This is a genomic window from Mesorhizobium sp. WSM4310 (assembly GCF_007003935.1).
Lineage (GTDB): Bacteria > Pseudomonadota > Alphaproteobacteria > Rhizobiales > Rhizobiaceae > Mesorhizobium.
Window position 1 is genome coordinate 214,450 of sequence record NZ_VFTA01000006.1, and the last position, 19,324, is coordinate 233,773.

The window sequence follows — 19,324 nt, forward strand, 5'->3', positions numbered from 1 at the left end:
AAATAAATGCGCTTGGTTCAGAAGCGTTTCTCGTTCTCTGCTGCCAATTTCTCGAATGCGTCGGAATCCTTGACGTAGCGCGATGTCTTCTTGTCCCAATGATAGGTGACGGAAATGTCGTGCGACGACGCTTGGGGCGGCGCGTCATCGCAGCTTTCATCGCTTGGCACGGTGCTGTCGGTGACCGTCGCCTTGACGGCGGCATAGGGCTGGCCGTCGGCGATGGTCTGGAAGGCCACATCCTGCTTGCGGCTGTAGGCGCAGAGCCTTTCGTCGAACGTGTAGATCATGTCGATCAGCTCGAATTTGTCGTCGCGGACCATGATCAGCGGGGTGATCACATAGCCCTGGCTCGAATTGAAATGCGTGCTCATGGTGATGAGCATGTCGTCGCCGGCGCCGATCGAAAGCTTGTTCGGCTCGCGAAAATAGGTGCTGCGGTCGACCGCGACATTGGCCGCATCGAGCAGTTTCGGCGTGGCCGTGACGTCGTAGAGTGCAAGCACCGCATAGCCCTCTGCGCTGTCGGGAGAATCGCCAAGGTCGAACAGCATGGCCAGCCGGTCCTTGCCGCCGGCCTTGACGGGAAGCACGGCGGCGTTGGGGAAGCTGGATGTCTCGGGCGGCGAACCGCCGCTATCCGGTCCCTCGATGTGGCGCATCTCGATCGGCAATCCGCCCTTGTAGAAACCGTCTCCGTCCGCGGCGAGGCTCGGAATGACCATTCTGGCCAGGTCGAGATAGGTAACATCGCTGCGGCCGGGCAGCGAGCTGCCGAGATCCGGGAAGCTGACGGCTTGAGCGCCGGCCACGGTCCACAGGAACGGCAGCATCATCACGGCGAGGATCAAGCGGAAAAAGTTCGTTGGCATGAGCGCCCCCCAAGATCAGGCCACTCACGCTAGCACGGGTTCCAGCATCGCGCAGCCGTGCTGGACCCGGATCAGTGGATCGGCACAAGCCCGGCCAGTTCGCGCATGTCGTCGAACAGGATGCCGCCCGCCTCGATCAGGCCGTCACGGTCGGAATAAGGATCGCCATGATAGGAAAACACCCGCATGCCGGCGGCGATGCCGGCCTGCGTGCCGGCGACGCTGTCCTCGATGACGATGCAGTCGGCCGGCGCGAAGCCCAAGGTCTTGGCCGCATGCAGGAACAGGTCGGGGAACGGCTTGCCGCGCCCGACCATGGTCGAGGAAAACATCGCATGTTCGAACAGCGGCAACAGCCCGGTCTGGCCGAGCGTGATGTGCATCTTCGAAATCCGGGCCGAGGTGGCGACGCAATAGGGGATGCCGGCCGCGCGGACCGCCTCGATGAACTCCCGCACGTAGGGGATCGCTTCGACGCCATGGGAGAACAGGTCCGGCAGGCCGGCATTCCAGCGATCGACGAACTCGGCGCCGAGACGAACCTCGGTCCGCTCTTCGATCTCCTTCTGCACCGAGGCCATGCTGCGGCCGGAGAAATTCCTGCGGCAATATTCGAAGCTCGTCGGATAGCCGGCGGCCGTCAACCATTCGGCGAGGCGTCGATTGGCGAGATTCTCGGTGTCGACGAGAATGCCGTCGCAGTCGAAGATGACCAGCTTTGGTATTTGCATCAGACGGTGCCGGTCGATCCGAACCCGCCCGAACCACGCGCCGTGCCGCCGGCCAGCGAACGCTCTTCGACGGCCACCTGCGTCACCGCGGCGAAAACGATCTGGGCGATGCGCATGCCGCGCGTCACGGCAAAATCCTCGTCGCCGAGATTGATCAAAAGCACCTTCACCTCGCCGCGATAGTCGCTGTCGACCGTGCCGGGTGAATTGAGGACGGTGAGGCCGTGCTTGAAAGCGAGACCGGAGCGCGGCCGCACCTGGCCTTCCATGCCGTCGGGGATCTCGAGGATCAGCCCGGTCGGCACCAAAGCGCGTTTCCCAGGCAGGATCAGCAGCGGCCGGTCGTCGGGTACCGCCGCGCGAAGATCCATGCCGGCCGCGCCGGCGCTTTCGTAGGCGGGGAGGGGAAGTCCTTCAGCATGCGGCAATCTGACGAAGCCGACGGTCGGACCGATGACGGAGGAGTTTTGGAGGGCTGCGCGCATAAAATCGATCCTATCGGCGCGATTGCCGATTCGGTCAATTCGCCCGCGCCGCTATCAACGGCTTTCTTTCAGGCATCACTATGGCCTGAGCACGCTTTAGCGCACTTCCATTGGAACAACCGTCGTCTCCTTGATCTCCTCCATGACGAAGGAGGCGGACACATCGGACAGCGCCACCTTGGCGATCAGCCGCTGGTAGAGCCGGTCGTAAGCCTTCACGTCGGCAACGCGGGCACGCAAGACATAGTCGAGGTCGCCGGACATGCGATAGACGCCGGTGATCTCGGGAAGGCTGGTCACCGCCGCCCGAAACTTTTGCAACCAGTCGGGATCATGGTTGGACGTACGGACCAGGATGAACACCGAAAGGCCAAGCCCGAGCTTGTCGGCATCGACCAGCGCCACGCGGCCGGTGATGACGCCATCCTCCTCCAGCCGCTTGACGCGCCGCCAACAGGCATTGCGCGACAACGCCACCCGTTCCGACAGCTGGTCGACCGACAGCGTGCCGTCGCGTTGCAATTCGGTAAGCAGTTTTCGGTCTATTTCATCGACATCCAGCATCATGTTGGGATGTTTGTCCCACAGAGTGACAAAATACAAGGACATTTTGAGACCGATGAACCGGCGAAGCGTGTCAGGATACTCATATCTGAACGCAAGCGCTGAAGGGGACCTCAATGTCGGTTGCAAGGATCTTCACTTCCCATCCCGCCAAGGTCGGCGAAACCTATTTCGGCCATATGGCCTTTGCCGCCTGGTTCTCCTCGCGCCTGCTGCTGGCGGCCGGCGCCGCCCTCGTTCACGCTTTCTTGCCATTTCTCTTCGAGACTACCGCCAGCCGAATCGTCCGCGAGCTTTACGACCGGACGCACAACAGAGGCACACACGCGACCAAGGAGCCGGCGGCTCTCATGGATCGCGCCTAGAGGACGACAGAAGCGATGTGCCGGTGGGCGGCCTATCTCGGTGAAGCGGTCTTTCTTGAAGACATTCTCACGGCGCCCTGCCACTCGCTGATTGCCCAGAGCCATTGCGCCCAGGAAGCCAAGTCGCCGACCAATGGCGACGGTTTCGGCCTCGCCTGGTATGGCGACCGGCCGGAGCCCGGCCTCTACCGCGACATCCTGCCGGCCTGGTCCGATCCCAATCTGAAGAGCCTGTGCCGGCAGATCAAATCCGGCCTGTTCCTCGCCCATGTGCGGGCCTCGACCGGCGGCGCCACCAGCCGCATGAACTGCCATCCCTTCATCTCCGGTTCCTGGTCGTTCATGCACAATGGCCAGATCGGCGGCTTCGAGAAAATCCGCCGCGCGCTGGAGAATTCGCTGTCCGACGCCGTCTTCGACCAGCGCGAAGGCACCACCGATTCCGAATTGTTCTTTCTCCTGATGATCGACGAGGGCCTGGCCGGCGACCCGCAAGGCGCGGTCTCGCGCGCCACTGCCCGCGTGCTCGAGGCCTCGCGCCGGGCCGGCCTCGAACCTGCACTGAAACTCACCGCCGCCTTCTCGGACGGGCAGGCGATGCACGCGGTGCGCTATGCCACCGACGCCCATGCGCCGACGCTCTACACCTCCTCCTTGCGCAAAGGCGGCGGCCGCTGCATCGTCTCCGAACCTTTCGATCGCGAGGGCGGTGACTGGCAGGCGATCCCGCCGTCGAGTTTCGTCACCATGACTGGGGACGGGATCAGCATTCGGCCCTTTGCTCCGGCGGCGGCGAAGTTGGCCTTGGTCGGGTAAATCCTTCTCTAAGTCGGAACCGCCGCAGGACAGGGGGCGCCGTAGAGCGCAGACCTCAACGGACGGTCGGCGCAATTTCGATCAAGCACTACCAGGCTCCGAATGCTCAACTCTGCTTGAAGCCGCGCCGCTCTCCGCCATCTTGATCTGATGAGCGCGGCCAAGCCGGAGCATTCGCCATGGACATCGTCTTCTCCTCAACCGTCGAACTCGCCGCCGCCATCGCTCGTCGCAAAATCTCCGCCGTCGAAGCCCTCGACGCCCATCTGGCGCAGATCGACAGGCACAATGAAGGCGTCAACGCCGTCATCTCGCTCGACCGGGAGGGCGCGTACGAACGCGCCGGGAAGGCCGACGCGGCACTTGCGCGCGGGGCCACACCCGGGCCGTTGCATGGCGTTCCCTTCACGCTGAAGGACATGCACGAAACCATCGGCATGAAAACCACGGTGGGCTTCCCGCCCTTCGCCGACTATGTCGCCAGCCACGACAGCCCGGTCGTTGCGAGACTGAAGGCGGCCGGCGGCGTGCTGATGGCCAAGACCAATGTCGCCACCATGCTGTCGGACTGGCAGTCGAACAATCCGCTGTTCGGGCGCACGAGCAATCCATGGAACCTTGAGCGCACGGCGGGCGGCTCAAGCGGCGGCGCAGCGGCGGCGGTGGCGGCCGGCATGACGCCGTTCGATGTCGGCACCGACATGCAGGATTCCATCCGGCTTCCGGCCGCCTTCTGTGGCGTGTACGGCCTGAAGCCGACCGAACACCGCGTCTCGCTGGCCGGCGCCTTCCCAAATCCTGGCAATGCCGCGCGCAGCGTGCGGCTGATGTCTTGCCTCGGCCCGCTGGCGCGCAGCGTGGATGATCTGTCGCTGATTCACCGAATCATCGCCGGGCCGGACGGGCGTGACACCGATCTGGCGCCGGTGCCGGCCGAGATCACGCCGAAGCTCAGCCTGAAGACCGTGCGCATTGCCTTCGCTCCGTCCTTGCCCGGCTTCCCGGTGGCCGGCGCTATCGGCGCCGCGGTTGAAAATCTCGCAAGGCAGCTGCAATCGGCGGGGGCGATCGTGGAACAGGCGAAGCTGCCCGAGCTCGATCTGCACGACGATCTCGCGCAGGGCGGCGCGCTGATCGGCATGATGATGGAGGCCGCGCAGCCCGAGCCGCCGGAGCGGCCGACGTCGGTCTCGCGCTGGTTCGAGGCGCTTGCCCGCCGCGACAAATCTATTCTCGCCTGGGACCGGTTCTTGGACGACTGGGACGCGCTGCTCTGCCCGGTCGCGATGACCACGGCCTTTTCGCATTGCGAGCCGGGCACGCCGATCAAGGTCGACGGCAAGGATCAAGACTACTGGATGCTGCCGGCCTATGGCGCCGTCTTCAACTACAGCGGCCATCCTGCACTTTCGATGCCGTGCGGAAAAGATCGCGACGGCCTGCCGATCGGCCTGCAATTGGTCGGCAAACGCTGGTCGGAGGCGCGGCTGCTTGGTGTCGCGGCGGCCATTGAGCCGCTTACCGGTGGCTTTCGCCGCCCGCCGGCTTATTGAGCAAAGCGCGACAGCCCATAGGGTGCCAGCAGCGGATCGCGCTCGCCGTCGAGGATTTCCCGGGTCGCAAACAGGCCGACGGCCGGCGCCAGCGTGATGCCCGAATGCATCACCGCGACATAGAGCCCGTCCATGCCCTCGGCGCGGCCGATGATCGGAAAGCCATCGATCGGATGGGGACGGTAGCCGATGGTGTGGAAATCGAGCTCCAGCCCTTCGGCGCCGCGCAATGCCGCCTTCGTCACCGCGAACAGGTCGCGCGCCGTCGCTTCGGGGTTTTGGCCGGGATCGCCGCCGGCGAAATCAGAGCCGGCGATGATGCGGCCCTCTGCCGTCTGGCGCATATGCAGTCTCTCGACATGCACCAGACCGTTGAGCAGCTTCTTGTATGGCCGCGAATGGACGATCAGGCCAGGTGGCGTTTCGATCGGCAGCTTGATGCCGGCCGTCGCGGCAATGTCGGGCGAGCCGACGCCAGCGGCGATCACCACTTCGTCGGCGGCAATCAGCCCATGCGATGTGTCCACGCCGGTCGTCCTGCCGTTGGTCTGGGCCAGCGCCGAGACCGTGCTGGCAATGACCCGCGCGCCATGCCGTCCGGCATCCGCCAGCAAGGCCCTGGCCGTCGCGACCGGCTCGGCCACGCCTTCCTCCGCGACATGAACAGCGAATTCAGGAGGCTCGACCAGGTTGGGTTCGATTTGCGTCGCCCGCTCGCGGCCAACGCGTTCAATGCCGTAGCCCCATGAAGAATGTTCGGCCGCGTAGGCTTCGAGCCGGTCGGCCGGCAAGTCCCAGCACAGCCCGCCACACCAGGCGAGCGGCAGCGCAGGCAGTTCGTTCGCCAGTCGCCTCCACTCGGCCATGGCGCGGGTGCGCAGCCGGAAATAGATTTCGGGGTTACCCCAGCTGGCGTTGATCCAGGCAAAGGAATTGGGCGTCGCGACGCCACCCGCGCCGCTTTCGGAAACGACCGTGACCTGGGCGCCTGCCCTGGTCAGATGCCAGGCGACCGAGGCGCCGATGATGCCGGCGCCGATGACGATCACTTGTTTCGCCGCAGCCATGTTCGCTCCTTTACCTGGTTGTCCGCCGAGGACACTCTTGCAGTGCCACCCCGTTCGTCACTTGCCAACATCGGACACAGCAAAAATATGCGCTTGACATCAATACGTACGTACGTATTATTTGACCATGGCTAGACAATCACTCCGCGAAAAACTTCTCGACGCCGGTTTCCGGACCATCTGGAATTCAGGCTACACCGCAGCCGGCGTGCGCGACATCGTTGCCGCCGCCGACGCCCGGCCGGGATCCTTCACCAACCATTTCGCCTCCAAGGAGGCGTTCGCCGGCGAAGTGCTGGACCGCTACTTCACCTATGTCAGCGGGCTGGTCGAGGCTGCGCTGGCGCAGGACGGCACGCCGCCCATAGGCAGGCTGAGCCGCTACCTCGACGTCATCACCTCGAAGCTCGAGGCGCATGACTGGGCGCACGGCTGCATGATCGGCAATCTCAGCCTCGAGACAGCCGTGCACAGCGAGCCGTTGCGCTTGCAACTCGTCGCCATCTTCGAGCGCTGGCGCCAGCCATTCGCCGTCTGCATCGCCGAAGGCCAGGCGGCCGGCGACATCGCCAAGACCTTCGAGGCCGAGGACCTCGCCGACTTCCTGCTGTCGTCCTGGCAGGGCGCCATGCTGCGCATGAAGGTCGAGCGCAGCCCCGAACCGCTCGAGCGGTTCAAGAAGGTCATCTTCAGCACAGTGTTTGCAAAGGAGCCGACCCCATGAGTTCGAAAGCCAACCCGCCTCAGCCCGTCGCCACCGCGCCGAAACGCTTGCAGATTCCCGTACTCGATTCGACCATGTCCTATGTCGAGGCGGGAGCGTCCGGCCCGACCGTGCTGTTCCTGCACGGCAACCCGACCTCGTCCCATATCTGGCGCAACATCATCCCGCATGTCGCGCCGTTCGGCCGCTGCATCGCGCCCGACCTGATCGGCTATGGCCAGTCCGGCAAGCCCGATATCGACTATCGCTTCTTCGACCAGGTCCGCTATCTCGATGCCTTCCTCGACGCCCTCGACATCAGCGATGTGGTGCTGGTCGCGCAGGATTGGGGCACGGCACTTGCCTTCCATCTCGCGGCAAGGCGGCCGCAGCGCATCCTCGGCCTTGCCTTCATGGAATTCATCCGGCCCTTCGAGCGCTGGGAGGATTTTCACCAGCGCCCGCAAGCCCGCGAAATGTTCAAGGCGCTCCGCACGCCCGGCGTCGGCGAAAAGCTGGTTCTGGAGGACAATGTCTTCGTCGAGAAAGTGCTGCCGGCCTCGGTGCTGCGCACGATGAGCGACGAGGAAATGGCCGCCTATCGGGCGCCGTTCCCGACGCCGCAATCGCGCAGGCCGGTGTTGCGCCTGCCCCGGGAAATGCCCATCGAAGGCCAGCCCGCCGACGTCGCCGCCATTAGCGCGCACGACCATCGCGCGCTGCGGCTGTCCACCTATCCGAAACTGCTGTTCGCGGGTGATCCGGGCGCGCTGATCGGGCCACAGGCCGCGCGCGAATTCGCGGTCGGTTTGAAGAACTGCAGTTTCATCAATCTTGGGCCTGGTGCGCACTATCTTCAGGAGGATCATCCCGACGCGATTGGCGGCGCCATCGCCAGTTGGCTTCCGGAGGTGGTTTCGGCGAACCGGATGGGCGAGTTGGCCTGAGGCAAGCCATGGCATCCGGCGGCGGCCGCGCCGCCGGGCCCGTAGCCAGCCCGGCACTACGCTGCTAGAAGCCCGGCCTGTCACACGGAAATCCCAGAGAATGCCCGAAACAATACCAGAGGAAGTGGCGCGCCGCCGCACCTTCGCGATCATCGCGCACCCCGACGCCGGCAAGACGACGCTCACCGAAAAGCTGCTGCTGTTCGGCGGCGCCATCCAGCTTGCCGGCGAGGTCAAGGCCAAGAAGGACAAGATCCAGACGCGCTCCGACTGGATGAAGATCGAGCGCGAGCGCGGCATTTCGGTCGTCACATCGGTGATGACCTTCGAGTATGAAGACAACGTCTTCAACCTGCTCGATACGCCCGGCCACGAGGATTTCGCCGACGACACCTACCGCACGCTGTCGGCGGTCGACTCGGCCGTCATGGTCATCGACGCCGCCAAGGGCATCGAGCCGCGTACACTGAAACTGTTCGAAGTCTGCCGGCTGCGCGACATCCCGATCATCACCTTCGTCAACAAGATGGACCGCGAAAGCCGCGATCCGTTCGAGATTCTGGACGAGATCGAGCAGAAGCTGGCGCTGGATACCGCACCCATCACTTGGCCGATCGGCCGCGGCAGGACGTTTTCCGGCACCTATCACCTGGCGTTGAACGCGGTGCGCAAGGGCGACGACGAGAGGGAACGCACGCCAGTGAACGGTCCCGATTCCAACCGCGTCGCCGGGCTGCTGCCGGAAAACGAGCGCGAGGCCTTCATCGAGGAACTGGAGCTCGCGCGCGAAGCCTGCCGGCCGCTCGACATCGACGCCTTTCGCGAGGGCCATCTGACGCCGGTCTATTTCGGCTCGGCGCTGCGCAATTATGGCGTGCGCGACCTGATCGAGGCGCTCGGCGCCTTCGGGCCTCCGCCGCGCGCGCAGGAGGCCGACACCCGCAAGGTCGAGGCGACCGAGGACAAGATGACCTCCTTCGTCTTCAAGATCCAGGCCAATATGGATCCCAACCACCGCGACCGTATCGCTTTCGTGCGCGTCTGCTCGGGCAAGCTCGAGCGCGGCATGAAAGCCAAGCTGGTGCGAACGGGCAAACCGATGAGCCTGTCGGCGCCGCAGTTCTTCTTCGCCCGCACCCGCGTCACGGCGGATGAAGCCTTTGCCGGCGACGTCGTCGGCATTCCCAACCATGGCACGCTGCGCATCGGCGACACGCTGACCGAGGGCGAGGAGATTCTTTTCAGGGGCGTGCCGAACTTCGCCCCGGAAATCCTGCGCCGCGTGCGCCTCGGCGACGCCATGAAGGCCAAGAAACTCAAGGAAGCGCTGCACCAGATGGCCGAGGAAGGCGTCGTGCAGCTGTTCTCGCCCGAGGATGGCTCACCGGCCATCGTCGGCGTCGTCGGCGCCCTGCAGCTCGATGTGCTGAAGGAGCGGCTGAACTTCGAATACACGCTGCCGGTCGAATTCGAAATGTCGCGCTTTTCCGTCTGCCGCTGGATCTCGGCTGACGACAAGGCCGAGACGCTTCGCTTCATCGAGGCGCATCGCGGCGACATCGCCAGGGACCTCGACAACGACCCGGTATTTCTGGCCCAGCACGCTTTCTCGCTGAACTACGAAGCCGAGCGCTGGAAAGCGATCCGCTTCGCCACGATCAAGGACTATCAGGTCCGCGACAAGGCGGCTTGAGCGCCAGTTTCCCTTCTCCCCCTTGGGCAGAAGGGAAGATCACGGCTCTCACCCTTTCGCCGCCTCTTCCAGCTTGGCGATGTCGATCTTGCCCATCTGCATCATCGCATCCATCACCCGGCCGGCCTTGGCCCGGTCCGCATCCCCGAGCAGGCGCGGCAGCTGTTCCGGCACGACCTGCCAGGAAACGCCGAACTTGTCCTTTAGCCAGCTGCATTGCGATGGTTCGCCGCCGCCTTCGATGAGCCTGTCCCAGAAATAATCCACCTCTTCCTGGGTCTTGCAGTCGATCGACTGCGACATCGCTTCGTTGAACTTGAATTGCGGTCCGCCGTTCAGCGCCTGGAACTGCACGCCGTCGAGCTCGAACGTGGTCACCAGCACTTTGCCTTCATCGGCGTGGCCTTCGGGCCAACGCATCACGCTCAGCACCTTCGAATTCTTGAAGATGGAGACGTAGAAATTCATCGCCTCTTCGGCCTGGTCGTCGAACCACAGGCAGGTGGTGATCTTTTGCATGTCGTGCTCCTCGGTTGCTTTTGCTGTTACGATGAAACGGTTGACTCCGAGAATGGTGCCATCTCCGTACCGTCCGCCCAAGGACGGTCCTGCGCGACGCGATCCGACAGCCGCATGTAATTTCTTTCGGGAGCTCGCGTTTTTCGGGAGACTCTGGCGCATTGCAAAAATGTGGCCAGACCATACTTGCGCGTCTATAAAGCCAGCGATCCGAATTCAGCTCCGCCGCGTCGTTCCCGGGCTGCGGCCAGCCACCAAGGAAAAAACATGCCTGCCTATCGCTCCCGCACCACCACCCATGGCCGCAACATGGCCGGCGCCCGCGGCCTGTGGCGCGCCACCGGCATGAAGGATTCGGATTTCGGCAAGCCGATTATCGCGGTGGTCAATTCCTTCACCCAGTTCGTGCCGGGCCATGTGCATTTGAAGGACCTCGGCCAACTGGTGGCACGCGAGATCGAGAAGGCTGGCGGCGTCGCCAAGGAATTCAACACCATCGCCGTCGATGACGGCATCGCCATGGGCCATGACGGCATGCTCTATTCGCTGCCGTCGCGCGAGCTGATCGCCGACTCCGTCGAATACATGGTCAACGCCCACTGCGCCGACGCCATGGTCTGCATCTCCAATTGCGACAAGATCACCCCCGGCATGCTGATGGCCTCGCTGCGCCTCAACATTCCGACCGTCTTCGTCTCCGGCGGGCCGATGGAAGCCGGCAAGGTGGTGCTGGCCGGCAAGACCCAGGCGCTCGACCTGGTCGACGCCATGGTCGCGGCCGCCGACGACAAAATCTCCGACGAGGACGTCAAGGTCATCGAGCGCTCGGCCTGTCCGACCTGCGGCTCCTGCTCGGGCATGTTCACCGCCAATTCGATGAACTGCCTGACCGAGGCGCTCGGCCTGTCGCTGCCAGGCAACGGCTCGACGCTGGCCACGCATGCCGACCGCAAGCGGCTGTTCGTCGAGGCCGGCCATCTCGTCGTCGATCTGGCCCAGCGCTATTACGAGCAGGATGACGAAACGGCACTGCCGCGCACCATTGCCTCGAAAGGCGCCTTCGAAAACGCCATGACGCTCGACATCGCCATGGGCGGCTCGACCAACACCGTGCTGCACATCCTGGCCGCCGCCCATGAGGGCGAGGTCGACTTCACGATGGAGGATATCGACCGGCTGTCGCGGCGGGTTCCGGTGCTCTGCAAGGTGGCGCCGGCCAAGTCCGACGTCCACATGGAAGACGTTCATCGCGCCGGCGGCATCATGGCCATCCTCGGCCAGCTCGATAATGCCGGGCTGATCAACCGCGACCTGCCGACCGTGCACACATCAAGCCTCGGCGAGGCGCTCGACCATTGGGATATTTCCCGTACCTCCAGCCAGAATGTCCGCGACTTCTTCCTCGCCGCCCCCGGCGGCGTGCCGACCCAGGTCGCCTTCAGCCAGGACCGCCGCTGGGAGGAGCTCGATCTCGATCGTGAAAAGGGTGTCATCCGTTCGGCGGAAACGCCATTCTCGAAAGATGGCGGTCTTGCCGTGCTGAAAGGCAATCTGGCGCTCGACGGCTGCATCGTGAAGACGGCCGGCGTCGACGAGTCGATCCTGAAGTTCACCGGCCCGGCGCGGGTGTTCGAAAGCCAGGATGCTTCGGTCAAGGCCATCCTGTCCAACGAGATCAAGGCCGGCGATGTCGTCGTCATCCGCTATGAGGGCCCGCGTGGCGGCCCCGGCATGCAGGAGATGCTCTACCCGACCAGCTATCTGAAGTCGAAGGGCCTCGGCAAGGCCTGCGCGCTGGTCACCGACGGCCGCTTCTCCGGCGGCACGTCGGGCCTGTCGATCGGTCATGCCTCGCCGGAAGCCGCCGAAGGCGGCACGATCGGACTGGTGCAGGAAGGCGACACGATCGAGATCGACATCCCCAACCGCACCATCCGCCTCGCTGTCAGCGACGCCGAACTTGAAGCGCGCCGGGCGGCGATGGAAGCCAAGGGCGCCCTGGCCTGGAAGCCGGAGGAAAAGCGTAAGCGCAAGGTGACGACTGCGCTGCGCGCCTACGCCGCCTTCGCCACCAGCGCCGACAAGGGCGCCGTGCGGAAAGTGCCGGAATAGCACGTTTCTTCCTTCTCCCCTTGTGGGAGAAGGTGTCGCCGAAGGCGACGGATGAGGGGTGTTCCAGGGAACGCCAACGTCTCACTCCGCTGGAACACCCCTCATCCGTCTCGGCGCTGACGCGCCGATCCACCTTCTCCCACACGGGGAGAAGGAAGAATCCTCACGGCATCAGCTGATATTCATAGAGCTTCTGGTAAAGCCCGCCCTGCGTGAGCAGGGCACGATGCGGCCCGCTCTCGACCACCTTGCCGCCTTCCAGCACCACGATCGTGTCGGCCTGGTGCACGGTCGACAGGCGGTGCGCGATGACGATCGTCGTGCGGCCTTCGGTCAGCTGCTGCAGCGCGTCGCGGAACAGCGCTTCGGATTCGGCGTCCAGCGCGCTGGTCGCCTCGTCCAGCAGCAGGATTTCGGCGTTGCGCAGCATGGCACGCGCGATCGAGATGCGTTGGCGCTGGCCGCCCGACAAGAGGCCGCCATTCTCACCGACTTCTGTCTCGTAGCCCTTGGCCTGCGCCATGATAAAGTCATGCGCGTTGGCGGCTTTGGCCGCGGCAATCACCTCTTCATCGGTCGCGTCCTGCCGCCCGAGCCGGATGTTGTGCATGATGGTGCCGGCAAACAGGAACGTGTCCTGGCTGACATAGGCGATCTTTTCCCGCAGCGAGGCGAGGGTGGCATGCGAAATGTCCTGGCCATCGAGCAGCACCTTGCCGTTCTTCGGGTCATACATGCGCATGATCAGGTTCAGGATCGTCGACTTGCCGCCGCCGGAGGGCCCGACCAGCGCCGTCATCTTTCCCGGCTCAAGGGTGAGGTCGAACCGGTCGAGCACTGGCGGCCCATTCTGGTAGGCGAAGCTGACGGCGTCGAACCGGATCTCGCCCGGTCCGGCCCGAAGCGGCTTTGCATCGGGCTTCTCGGCCAGTGTCAGCGGCTCGTCGGCGAGCTGGAACATCATGCGCACGCCGACAATGCCGCTTTCCAGTGAGATGCGCACGCGCGCCAGGCGCTTTGCCGGTTCATAGGCGAGCAGCAGCGCCGCGATGAACGCCATGATGTTGCCGGGCATCTGGCCGCCCTGCAGAACCAGGAGGCCGCTGACCATGACGGCGCCGGCGATCGCCAGCCCGGCCAGCGTCTCCATCACCGGGCTGGTCACCGCTTCCAGCGCGGCAATGTTGTTGGCCCGATCCTCGACGTCTGCCACCGCCTTGTACATGCGCTTGCGCATCAAGCTTTCGAGGTTGAAGGATTTGACCACGCGCACGCCGATAGCGGTTTCTTGCATCACCTGAACGATCTGGCCAACCGAGCGGAACTCCATGGCGGCGAACTTGCGCACACGCTTCAGGATGCGGTTGACGCCATAGATGGCCACAGGCCCGGCGACGAAGCAGATCAGCGACAGCACCGGCTGCTGCCAGACCATGATACCAACCAAGGCAAGCAGGGTCACCAGATCGCGCACATAGGAGGTGACGATCAGGTCGAGCACGTTGCGTGCCGCCTGGGCATTGTTGGTCATGCGGGTGATCAGGTCGGATGACGAGGTCGAATGGTAGAATTCGATGCCTTGCGCCAGGATGCGGTCGTAGATCTTGCGCTGCCGGTCGGCGATGATGGCATTGCCGACCCGGCTCATGAAATAAGCCTGGACGAAATTGGCGAGGCCCTTGAGGATGAAGATCCCGGCGACCGCCGCGGCAATCATGTTGACGCGGTCGACCCGCTTGTCGATCACGAATTCATTGGTGATTTCGCGCAGGATCCAGGCGCTGGCGGCGGTCATGCCGGCCACCACCAGCATCGAAAGAATGGCCGCGCCATATCCGAACATATGCTCCCGGAACGATTCCTTGACCAGCCTTGCGACGAGGCGCTGGTTTTCCGTCGAGCGGAAGAAACGAAACAAAGGCTGATCCTTGGTGGCGCAATGACGAAGGCGGCTTATAGAGGGAGTTGTCGCCGGATGGAACCATTGGCGGCTTCTGGAAAGAAACCGCTGCGTCATGCTGTCTTTTGCGACACGATGGCAAAGTGATTCTTCAGGCGAGATGACGACAGATGGATTTCGACCTTATCGTTCGTGGCGGCACGCTGCCGGATGGCAGGATTGCCGATATCGGCATCAGCGGCGAGACGATCGCCGCGATCGAGCCCAAATTGCAGGGTTCCGCCCGGGCCGAGGTCGATGGTCGCGGGAATCTGGTCTCGCCCCCCTTTGTCGATCCGCATTTCCATATGGATGCCACGCTGTCCTACGGCATTCCGCGCATCAACGCCTCGGGCACGCTCTTGGAAGGCATTGCGCTATGGGGTGAGTTGAAGCCGCATTTGACGCATGAGGCGGTGCGCGACCGGGCGCTCGCCTATTGCGACTGGGCGGTGTCGATGGGCCTGCTCGCCATCCGCACCCATGTCGACGTCTGCGACGACAGGCTGCTGGCGGTCGAGGCCCTGCTCGACGTCAAGAAAACGATCGCGCCCTACATCGACCTGCAACTCGTGGCCTTTCCGCAGGACGGTTTCTACCGCTCGCCGAAGGCGCGTGAAAACACCATCCGTGCGCTGGACATGGGCGTCGACATCGTCGGCGGCATTCCGCATTTCGAACGCAGCATGGCAGACGGCACGCGCTCGGTGACAGAACTGTGCGAGATCGCGGCCAAACGTGGCCTGATGGTCGACCTGCATTGCGACGAGACCGACGACCCACTGTCGCGCCACATCGAGCAACTGGCTTATGAAACGCAGCGCCTTGGCCTGCAGGGCAAGGTGGCCGGCTCGCACCTCACCTCCATGCATTCGATGGACAATTACTATGTCTCGAAGCTTCTGCCGCTGATCGCCGAGGCCGGCGTTTCAGCTATCCCCAATCCGCTGATCAACATCATGCTTCAGGGCCGCCACGACACATTTCCAAAGCGCCGCGGCCTGACCCGGGTCAAGGAGATGCAGGCGCTCGGCATCCGTGTCGGCTGGGGTCAGGATTGCGTGCTCGATCCCTGGTACTCGCTGGGCACCGCCGACATGCTCGACGTCGCCTTCATGGGCCTGCACGTCGCGCAGATGTCGAGCCCGGCCGACATGGCGCGCTGCTTCGACATGGTCACCAACGTCAACGCCGCCATCATGGGTCTGGACCATCTCGGTCTCGCCGTCGGCAAGCGCGCCAGCCTCGTCGTCCTCGACGCCGGCAATCCGATCGAGGCCCTGCGCCTGCGCGCCGAGCGCATCTGCGTCATCGCTAGGGGCAAGGTGGTGTCGCAACGGACGCGGCAGGATACAAGGCTTTCCATCCCGGGCAGGCCGGCACTGGTCAACCGCAGGCACAAAGCCACGTAGGCCCAGCCGATTCCCGGTCCTGGTCTGGCGATTTCCCGGATTCCTCTCGTCAAAGCCGCCGCTTCCGTCTACGACGCGACTTGAGCGAGGGAGGAATCGGGATCGGCATGACGCAACCCGTTGCGCAGAATTCCACGATCAGGAACGTGCTTCTGGCCGGCATTCTGCTGATGCTGGCCGGCGACTTCCTGTTTGCGCTGAACGATGCGATGGGCAAGTGGCTGGTCGCCAGCTTCTCCGTCGGCCAGGTGGTTCTGATCCGGTCCATCGGCGCCTTCTTCGTTCTCGGGCCGATGATCGCGCATCAGGGCACCGCCAGGCTGTTTCGCATGGAACGCCCTGAACTGCAGATCTTGCGTGTCGTCATGACCACGCTCGACACCGCACTCTTCTATGCCGCGGTCGTCTATTTGCCGCTTGCCGACGTCATGAGTTTCTACATGGCGGGGCCGATCTATGTCGCGGCGCTCTCGCACCTGCTGCTCGGCGAAAAGGTCGGCTGGCGCCGTTGGGTGGCGATCCTGCTCGGCTTCTGCGGCGTGGTGATCATGCTGAAGCCCTCCTCGGCCGCGTTCTCGTTGTCGTCGAGCTTCGCGCTTGCCGGCAGCATCGCCTTTGCCTTCGCCATCATCCTCAACCGGCGGCTGCGCGGCACCAGCGACACCAATCTGGTGACATGGCAGACGATAGGCACGCTGCTGGTCGGCGGCGTGCTGACCATTGGCGCCTGGCAAACCCCCTCGGCGCTCGATTTCGGCGCCATGCTGCTGCTCGGCATCGTTTCCTGCAGCGCCCATCTGATGATCACGCGGGCGCTCAAGCTGGCGCCGGCCTCGACGCTGGCGCCGCTGCACTACACGCTGCTCCTGTGGGCCGTGGTGTTCGGGCTGGTGTTCTTCGGCGACGTCCCCGGTCCGCGCATCCTGATCGGCTCCGGCATCATCGTGCTGGCGGGCCTGTTCATTTTCCATCGCCAAAAGGTGGTCGACACTACTGTGCCGCCCGAAAACGTGCCGAAGGGCGTGAATTAAGGCGGTTCCAGGAAATTGAAAGAAGGCTTTCCGTCCGCGATTGGGTCTAAACAAAGCATACGGCACGTCACAGGCTGCCGTTTCGAAGCTCCGCACCCAGCGGCGGAAGGCTATCATGCGGAATTGTCGGAGTTTCCGGTCAGAAAATCCGATATTTACATCGATACTTTGCGGTGTACGTTGCCTTTCGGGCTCAATACGGGATTGATTCTTGTCCGGGCGACGCAGGATCAGCATCCCAAGAAAACTGCGACAGAGGGGGCGATGATGGGAAGTTTTTCCATATGGCATTGGCTGATCGTTTTGATCCTGATCGGCTTGCCGCTGGTGTTTATTCTAAGAGCAGCGCCAGCCGGCGCCAACCGGTTCGGAGAAATGCCGCCTTCGATGAATTTCGGTGAAGCCGTTTCAAGCTTCTTTCGAAATTACGTGAATTTTTCCGGCAGGGCCAGCCGCTCGGAGTTCTGGTATTCCTATCTTTTCATTTTCATTGTCGGCGTCGTTCTTGTCATAGTCGATGCCATTGTGAAGAATGAAATCATCTCATCGATCTGGAATCTTGCCATCCTTCTGCCGACGCTTGCCATGACCGCTCGCCGACTGCATGACATCAACAGAAGCGGTTGGCATCAACTCCTTGCGGGGTTGTTCCCCATCGGCACCATTGCGTTGATCATTTGGTATTGCAAAAAATCCGACGACACGGTGACTTTGACCGAAATAGAGAGGGTTTTCAGGTAGGCTGGGGCTCCTGCCATATGGATTTGCTTTAACCCATACGCAAAGCCGCCAGATGCCTTGAAAACTCCCGCGTCTCCATCAACGCCTTGCAGCGGGCGAAGCGGCCGTCGGCATAGGCGCGGAAATCGTCGACGGGATTTTCGTTGGCAAGCTGGATCAGCCCCCACAGCGTCCAGAGCAGATCGCACATGGCCTTGTAGATGACGACGCGGCCGTGCTCCGCCGGCCTCGCCTCGCCGCCGAAATAGGCGCGCATCAATTCTTCGTCCTGGTTCGCATCGAACTTGCCTTCCACGCTGAGGTCGCCGAGATCCCAGAGCGGGTCGTTCATCCCCGAATATTCCCAGTCGACGATCCACATCCGCTCGCCCGTATCGAGGAAGTTCTCGCACAGCGGATCGCAATGGCAGGCGACGAGCGGAAGCGGATGAGCGGCAAGCGCCGAGCGCACGCTGCCGGCCTCGCGCACCACCTCGTGATAGCCGGCAGGCAGGGTGACGTCCTTGGTCGACAGCACCTTGAGATAGTCGTCGATCATCGCGAAAAGTTCGAAGCGGAAGGGGAACACCGCACCGGACGCGTGCAGCTTGCGGAAGGCTTCGCCGGCCCGGGCTGGACTGCCCGGTCTCTCCCTGAATTTTTCCGGCGACATGGTCTGCGCGCCCGCGATGAAGCGCGTCACCATCACGCCGGTATCGGCGTCGGCATACAGCACCTGCGGGCTGACGCCGGCTTTAGCGGCCTCGCGCGCGGCCACCGCTTCGTTGGCGCGGTTGATGTATTCCGCAGTGCCTTTGCCCGGAATGCGCAGGCAGAGATCGCCGGCCCTGAAGACGAGATTGGTGAGGCCGCCAAGCCGCTCCAGCGGCCCGGTATAGCCGGCAAGCATGGGAATGGCGGCCAGCTTCGCCCGCGCTTCGTCTGTCACCATGCCCGCGCCCCCACGCCGTTATTTCTCACCGCAACGGTTCCACAATTTTCGCCGTTTGGCTATCATCCGATCAAAGGCAACTTGATCAGGCGACACAGCAGCGATGACGGACGGTAAACACTTGGACGCGCTCAGCGCGGCCTACGCAGCCAAACGCCCGGAGGAGGTGGCCGCACTCTATGATCGCTGGTCGCAGACCTATGACGCCGACATGTCTGCCGCCGGTTATCGTCATCCGACGATCTGCCTTGCCCTGCTGGCCCGCCATCTGCCGCGCGGCGCGGCGCCGCTGCTCGATGCAGGCGCGGGCACCGGGCTCATCGGCGAATGGCTCGATATATCAGGCTATCCTGAAGTCGAGGCGCTGGACATCTCGCAAGGCATGCTGGACCAGGCCGCCCGCAAGGGTGTCTATTCCGCGCTGCATTGCCTCGCGCTCGGCGGCACGCTGCCCTTTGCCGACGATGCCTATGCCGGGATCGTCTCGGCCGGTGTCTTCACTTCAGGCCATGTCGGCGTCGAAGGGCTGGATGAGCTGATCCGCATCTGCCGGCCCGGCGGGATCATCGTGCTGACGGTCAAGAACACGCTGTGGGATCAGGGTTTTGCCGCACGCATCGCCGAACTGGAGGCGCAAGGCGCCGTCACCCGCGTCGAGGAAACGCGCCCTTACGTCTCGATGCCGGGCGAGGCCGACACCGTGCCCAGCCGCGGCCTTGCCTTGCGGGTGAACTAGAGCAATTCCAGGAAAAGTGTAAGCGGTTTTTGGAGTGCGCCCCTCGGAGCGGACAGGATCAAGCGGCAGTTTTGACCATCTTCCGGGCGTGTTGGTCTTCGAACTGT

19 protein-coding genes are annotated in these 19,324 nt (G+C 63.4%); 11 read left to right on the plus strand and 8 right to left on the minus strand.

The genetic code is table 11. The features are described 5' to 3' along the window. Positions 1-17: 17 nt before the first annotated feature. From FJV80_RS09910 to FJV80_RS09925, 4 genes are all read right to left on the minus strand, one after another. Positions 18-872, minus strand: coding sequence for a hypothetical protein (locus FJV80_RS09910; protein WP_142876251.1), 855 nt, complete (start codon positions 870-872; stop codon positions 18-20). A 71-nt stretch (positions 873-943) separates the two neighbouring features. Beyond that, positions 944-1,603 carry an HAD family phosphatase gene (locus FJV80_RS09915; protein WP_185975175.1) on the minus strand — a complete coding sequence of 220 codons (660 nt, stop codon included), beginning with the start codon at positions 1,601-1,603 and terminating at the stop codon, positions 944-946. Further along, on the minus strand, positions 1,603-2,088 hold the full coding sequence (gene dut / locus FJV80_RS09920) for a dUTP diphosphatase (RefSeq protein ID WP_142876253.1): 486 nt from the start codon (positions 2,086-2,088) through the stop codon (positions 1,603-1,605). Before dut ends, FJV80_RS09915 begins: the two co-directional genes overlap by 1 nt. A 96-nt stretch (positions 2,089-2,184) precedes the next feature. Next, a complete protein-coding gene (locus FJV80_RS09925) occupies positions 2,185-2,655 on the minus strand; it encodes an Lrp/AsnC family transcriptional regulator (RefSeq protein ID WP_142876272.1) in 471 nt (156 codons plus the stop codon). Between the two features lie 113 nt (positions 2,656-2,768). On the opposite strand from FJV80_RS09925, the gene FJV80_RS09930 reads away from it, so the two are divergent. From FJV80_RS09930 to FJV80_RS09940, 3 genes are all read left to right on the plus strand, one after another. Continuing rightward, entirely contained in the window at positions 2,769-3,017 is a 249-nt protein-coding gene (locus FJV80_RS09930; RefSeq protein ID WP_095771698.1) for a DUF6356 family protein, read from the plus strand. A gap of 15 nt (positions 3,018-3,032) precedes the next feature. Continuing rightward, positions 3,033-3,833 (plus strand): class II glutamine amidotransferase, encoded by an 801-nt coding sequence (locus FJV80_RS09935; RefSeq protein ID WP_142876254.1) that lies wholly within the window; start codon positions 3,033-3,035, stop codon positions 3,831-3,833. A 179-nt stretch (positions 3,834-4,012) separates the two neighbouring features. Beyond that, positions 4,013-5,386 carry an amidase gene (locus FJV80_RS09940; RefSeq protein ID WP_142876255.1) on the plus strand — a complete coding sequence of 458 codons (1,374 nt, stop codon included), beginning with the start codon at positions 4,013-4,015 and terminating at the stop codon, positions 5,384-5,386. Here the strand turns inward: FJV80_RS09940 and FJV80_RS09945 are convergent. Then, the gene (locus FJV80_RS09945; protein WP_142876256.1) at positions 5,380-6,453 is read right to left on the minus strand and encodes an FAD-binding oxidoreductase; all 1,074 of its coding nucleotides are present in this window, start codon (positions 6,451-6,453) and stop codon (positions 5,380-5,382) included. The genes FJV80_RS09940 and FJV80_RS09945 overlap by 7 nt on opposite strands. A gap of 127 nt (positions 6,454-6,580) precedes the next feature. On the opposite strand from FJV80_RS09945, the gene FJV80_RS09950 reads away from it, so the two are divergent. The 3 genes from FJV80_RS09950 to FJV80_RS09960 all read left to right on the plus strand — a co-directional run bounded on the left by FJV80_RS09950 (position 6,581) and on the right by FJV80_RS09960 (position 9,796). Next, positions 6,581-7,177: a TetR/AcrR family transcriptional regulator gene (locus tag FJV80_RS09950; RefSeq protein ID WP_142876257.1), complete on the plus strand. Its 597-nt coding sequence runs from the start codon at positions 6,581-6,583 to the stop codon at positions 7,175-7,177. Further along, positions 7,174-8,103, plus strand: coding sequence for a haloalkane dehalogenase (locus tag FJV80_RS09955; protein WP_142876258.1), 930 nt, complete (start codon positions 7,174-7,176; stop codon positions 8,101-8,103). The genes FJV80_RS09950 and FJV80_RS09955 overlap by 4 nt, the downstream gene beginning before the upstream one ends. A gap of 100 nt (positions 8,104-8,203) precedes the next feature. Then, a complete protein-coding gene (locus FJV80_RS09960) occupies positions 8,204-9,796 on the plus strand; it encodes a peptide chain release factor 3 (RefSeq protein WP_095771704.1) in 1,593 nt (530 codons plus the stop codon). Between the two features lie 48 nt (positions 9,797-9,844). Here the strand turns inward: FJV80_RS09960 and FJV80_RS09965 are convergent, their stop codons facing one another. Continuing rightward, positions 9,845-10,315, minus strand: a complete 471-nt coding sequence (locus FJV80_RS09965; protein ID WP_095771705.1) for a VOC family protein — start codon at positions 10,313-10,315, stop codon at positions 9,845-9,847. 267 nt (positions 10,316-10,582) lie between these two features. Here FJV80_RS09965 and ilvD point away from each other — a divergent pair, with 267 nt between their 5' ends. Then, on the plus strand, positions 10,583-12,427 hold the full coding sequence (gene ilvD / locus FJV80_RS09970) for a dihydroxy-acid dehydratase (protein ID WP_095787197.1): 1,845 nt from the start codon (positions 10,583-10,585) through the stop codon (positions 12,425-12,427). 163 nt (positions 12,428-12,590) lie between these two features. Here ilvD and FJV80_RS09975 read toward each other — a convergent pair whose 3' ends face one another. Beyond that, positions 12,591-14,345, minus strand: coding sequence for an ABC transporter ATP-binding protein (locus FJV80_RS09975; RefSeq protein WP_142876259.1), 1,755 nt, complete (start codon positions 14,343-14,345; stop codon positions 12,591-12,593). A 152-nt stretch (positions 14,346-14,497) separates the two neighbouring features. Between FJV80_RS09975 and FJV80_RS09980 the strand changes: the two genes are divergently transcribed. From FJV80_RS09980 to FJV80_RS09990, 3 genes are all read left to right on the plus strand, one after another. After that, on the plus strand, positions 14,498-15,778 hold the full coding sequence (locus FJV80_RS09980) for an amidohydrolase family protein (RefSeq protein WP_142876260.1): 1,281 nt from the start codon (positions 14,498-14,500) through the stop codon (positions 15,776-15,778). Between the two features lie 107 nt (positions 15,779-15,885). Next, the gene (locus FJV80_RS09985) at positions 15,886-16,809 is read left to right on the plus strand and encodes a DMT family transporter (RefSeq protein WP_142876261.1); all 924 of its coding nucleotides are present in this window, start codon (positions 15,886-15,888) and stop codon (positions 16,807-16,809) included. A 267-nt stretch (positions 16,810-17,076) separates the two neighbouring features. Continuing rightward, the gene (locus FJV80_RS09990) at positions 17,077-17,550 is read left to right on the plus strand and encodes a DUF805 domain-containing protein (RefSeq protein WP_142876273.1); all 474 of its coding nucleotides are present in this window, start codon (positions 17,077-17,079) and stop codon (positions 17,548-17,550) included. 28 nt (positions 17,551-17,578) lie between these two features. Here the strand turns inward: FJV80_RS09990 and FJV80_RS09995 are convergent, their stop codons facing one another. Continuing rightward, positions 17,579-18,481, minus strand: coding sequence for a phosphotransferase family protein (locus FJV80_RS09995; protein ID WP_142876262.1), 903 nt, complete (start codon positions 18,479-18,481; stop codon positions 17,579-17,581). Between the two features lie 103 nt (positions 18,482-18,584). Here FJV80_RS09995 and FJV80_RS10000 point away from each other — a divergent pair, with 103 nt between their 5' ends. Continuing rightward, positions 18,585-19,217: a class I SAM-dependent methyltransferase gene (locus FJV80_RS10000; RefSeq protein WP_142876263.1), complete on the plus strand. Its 633-nt coding sequence runs from the start codon at positions 18,585-18,587 to the stop codon at positions 19,215-19,217. Positions 19,218-19,324: the final 107 nt, after the last annotated feature.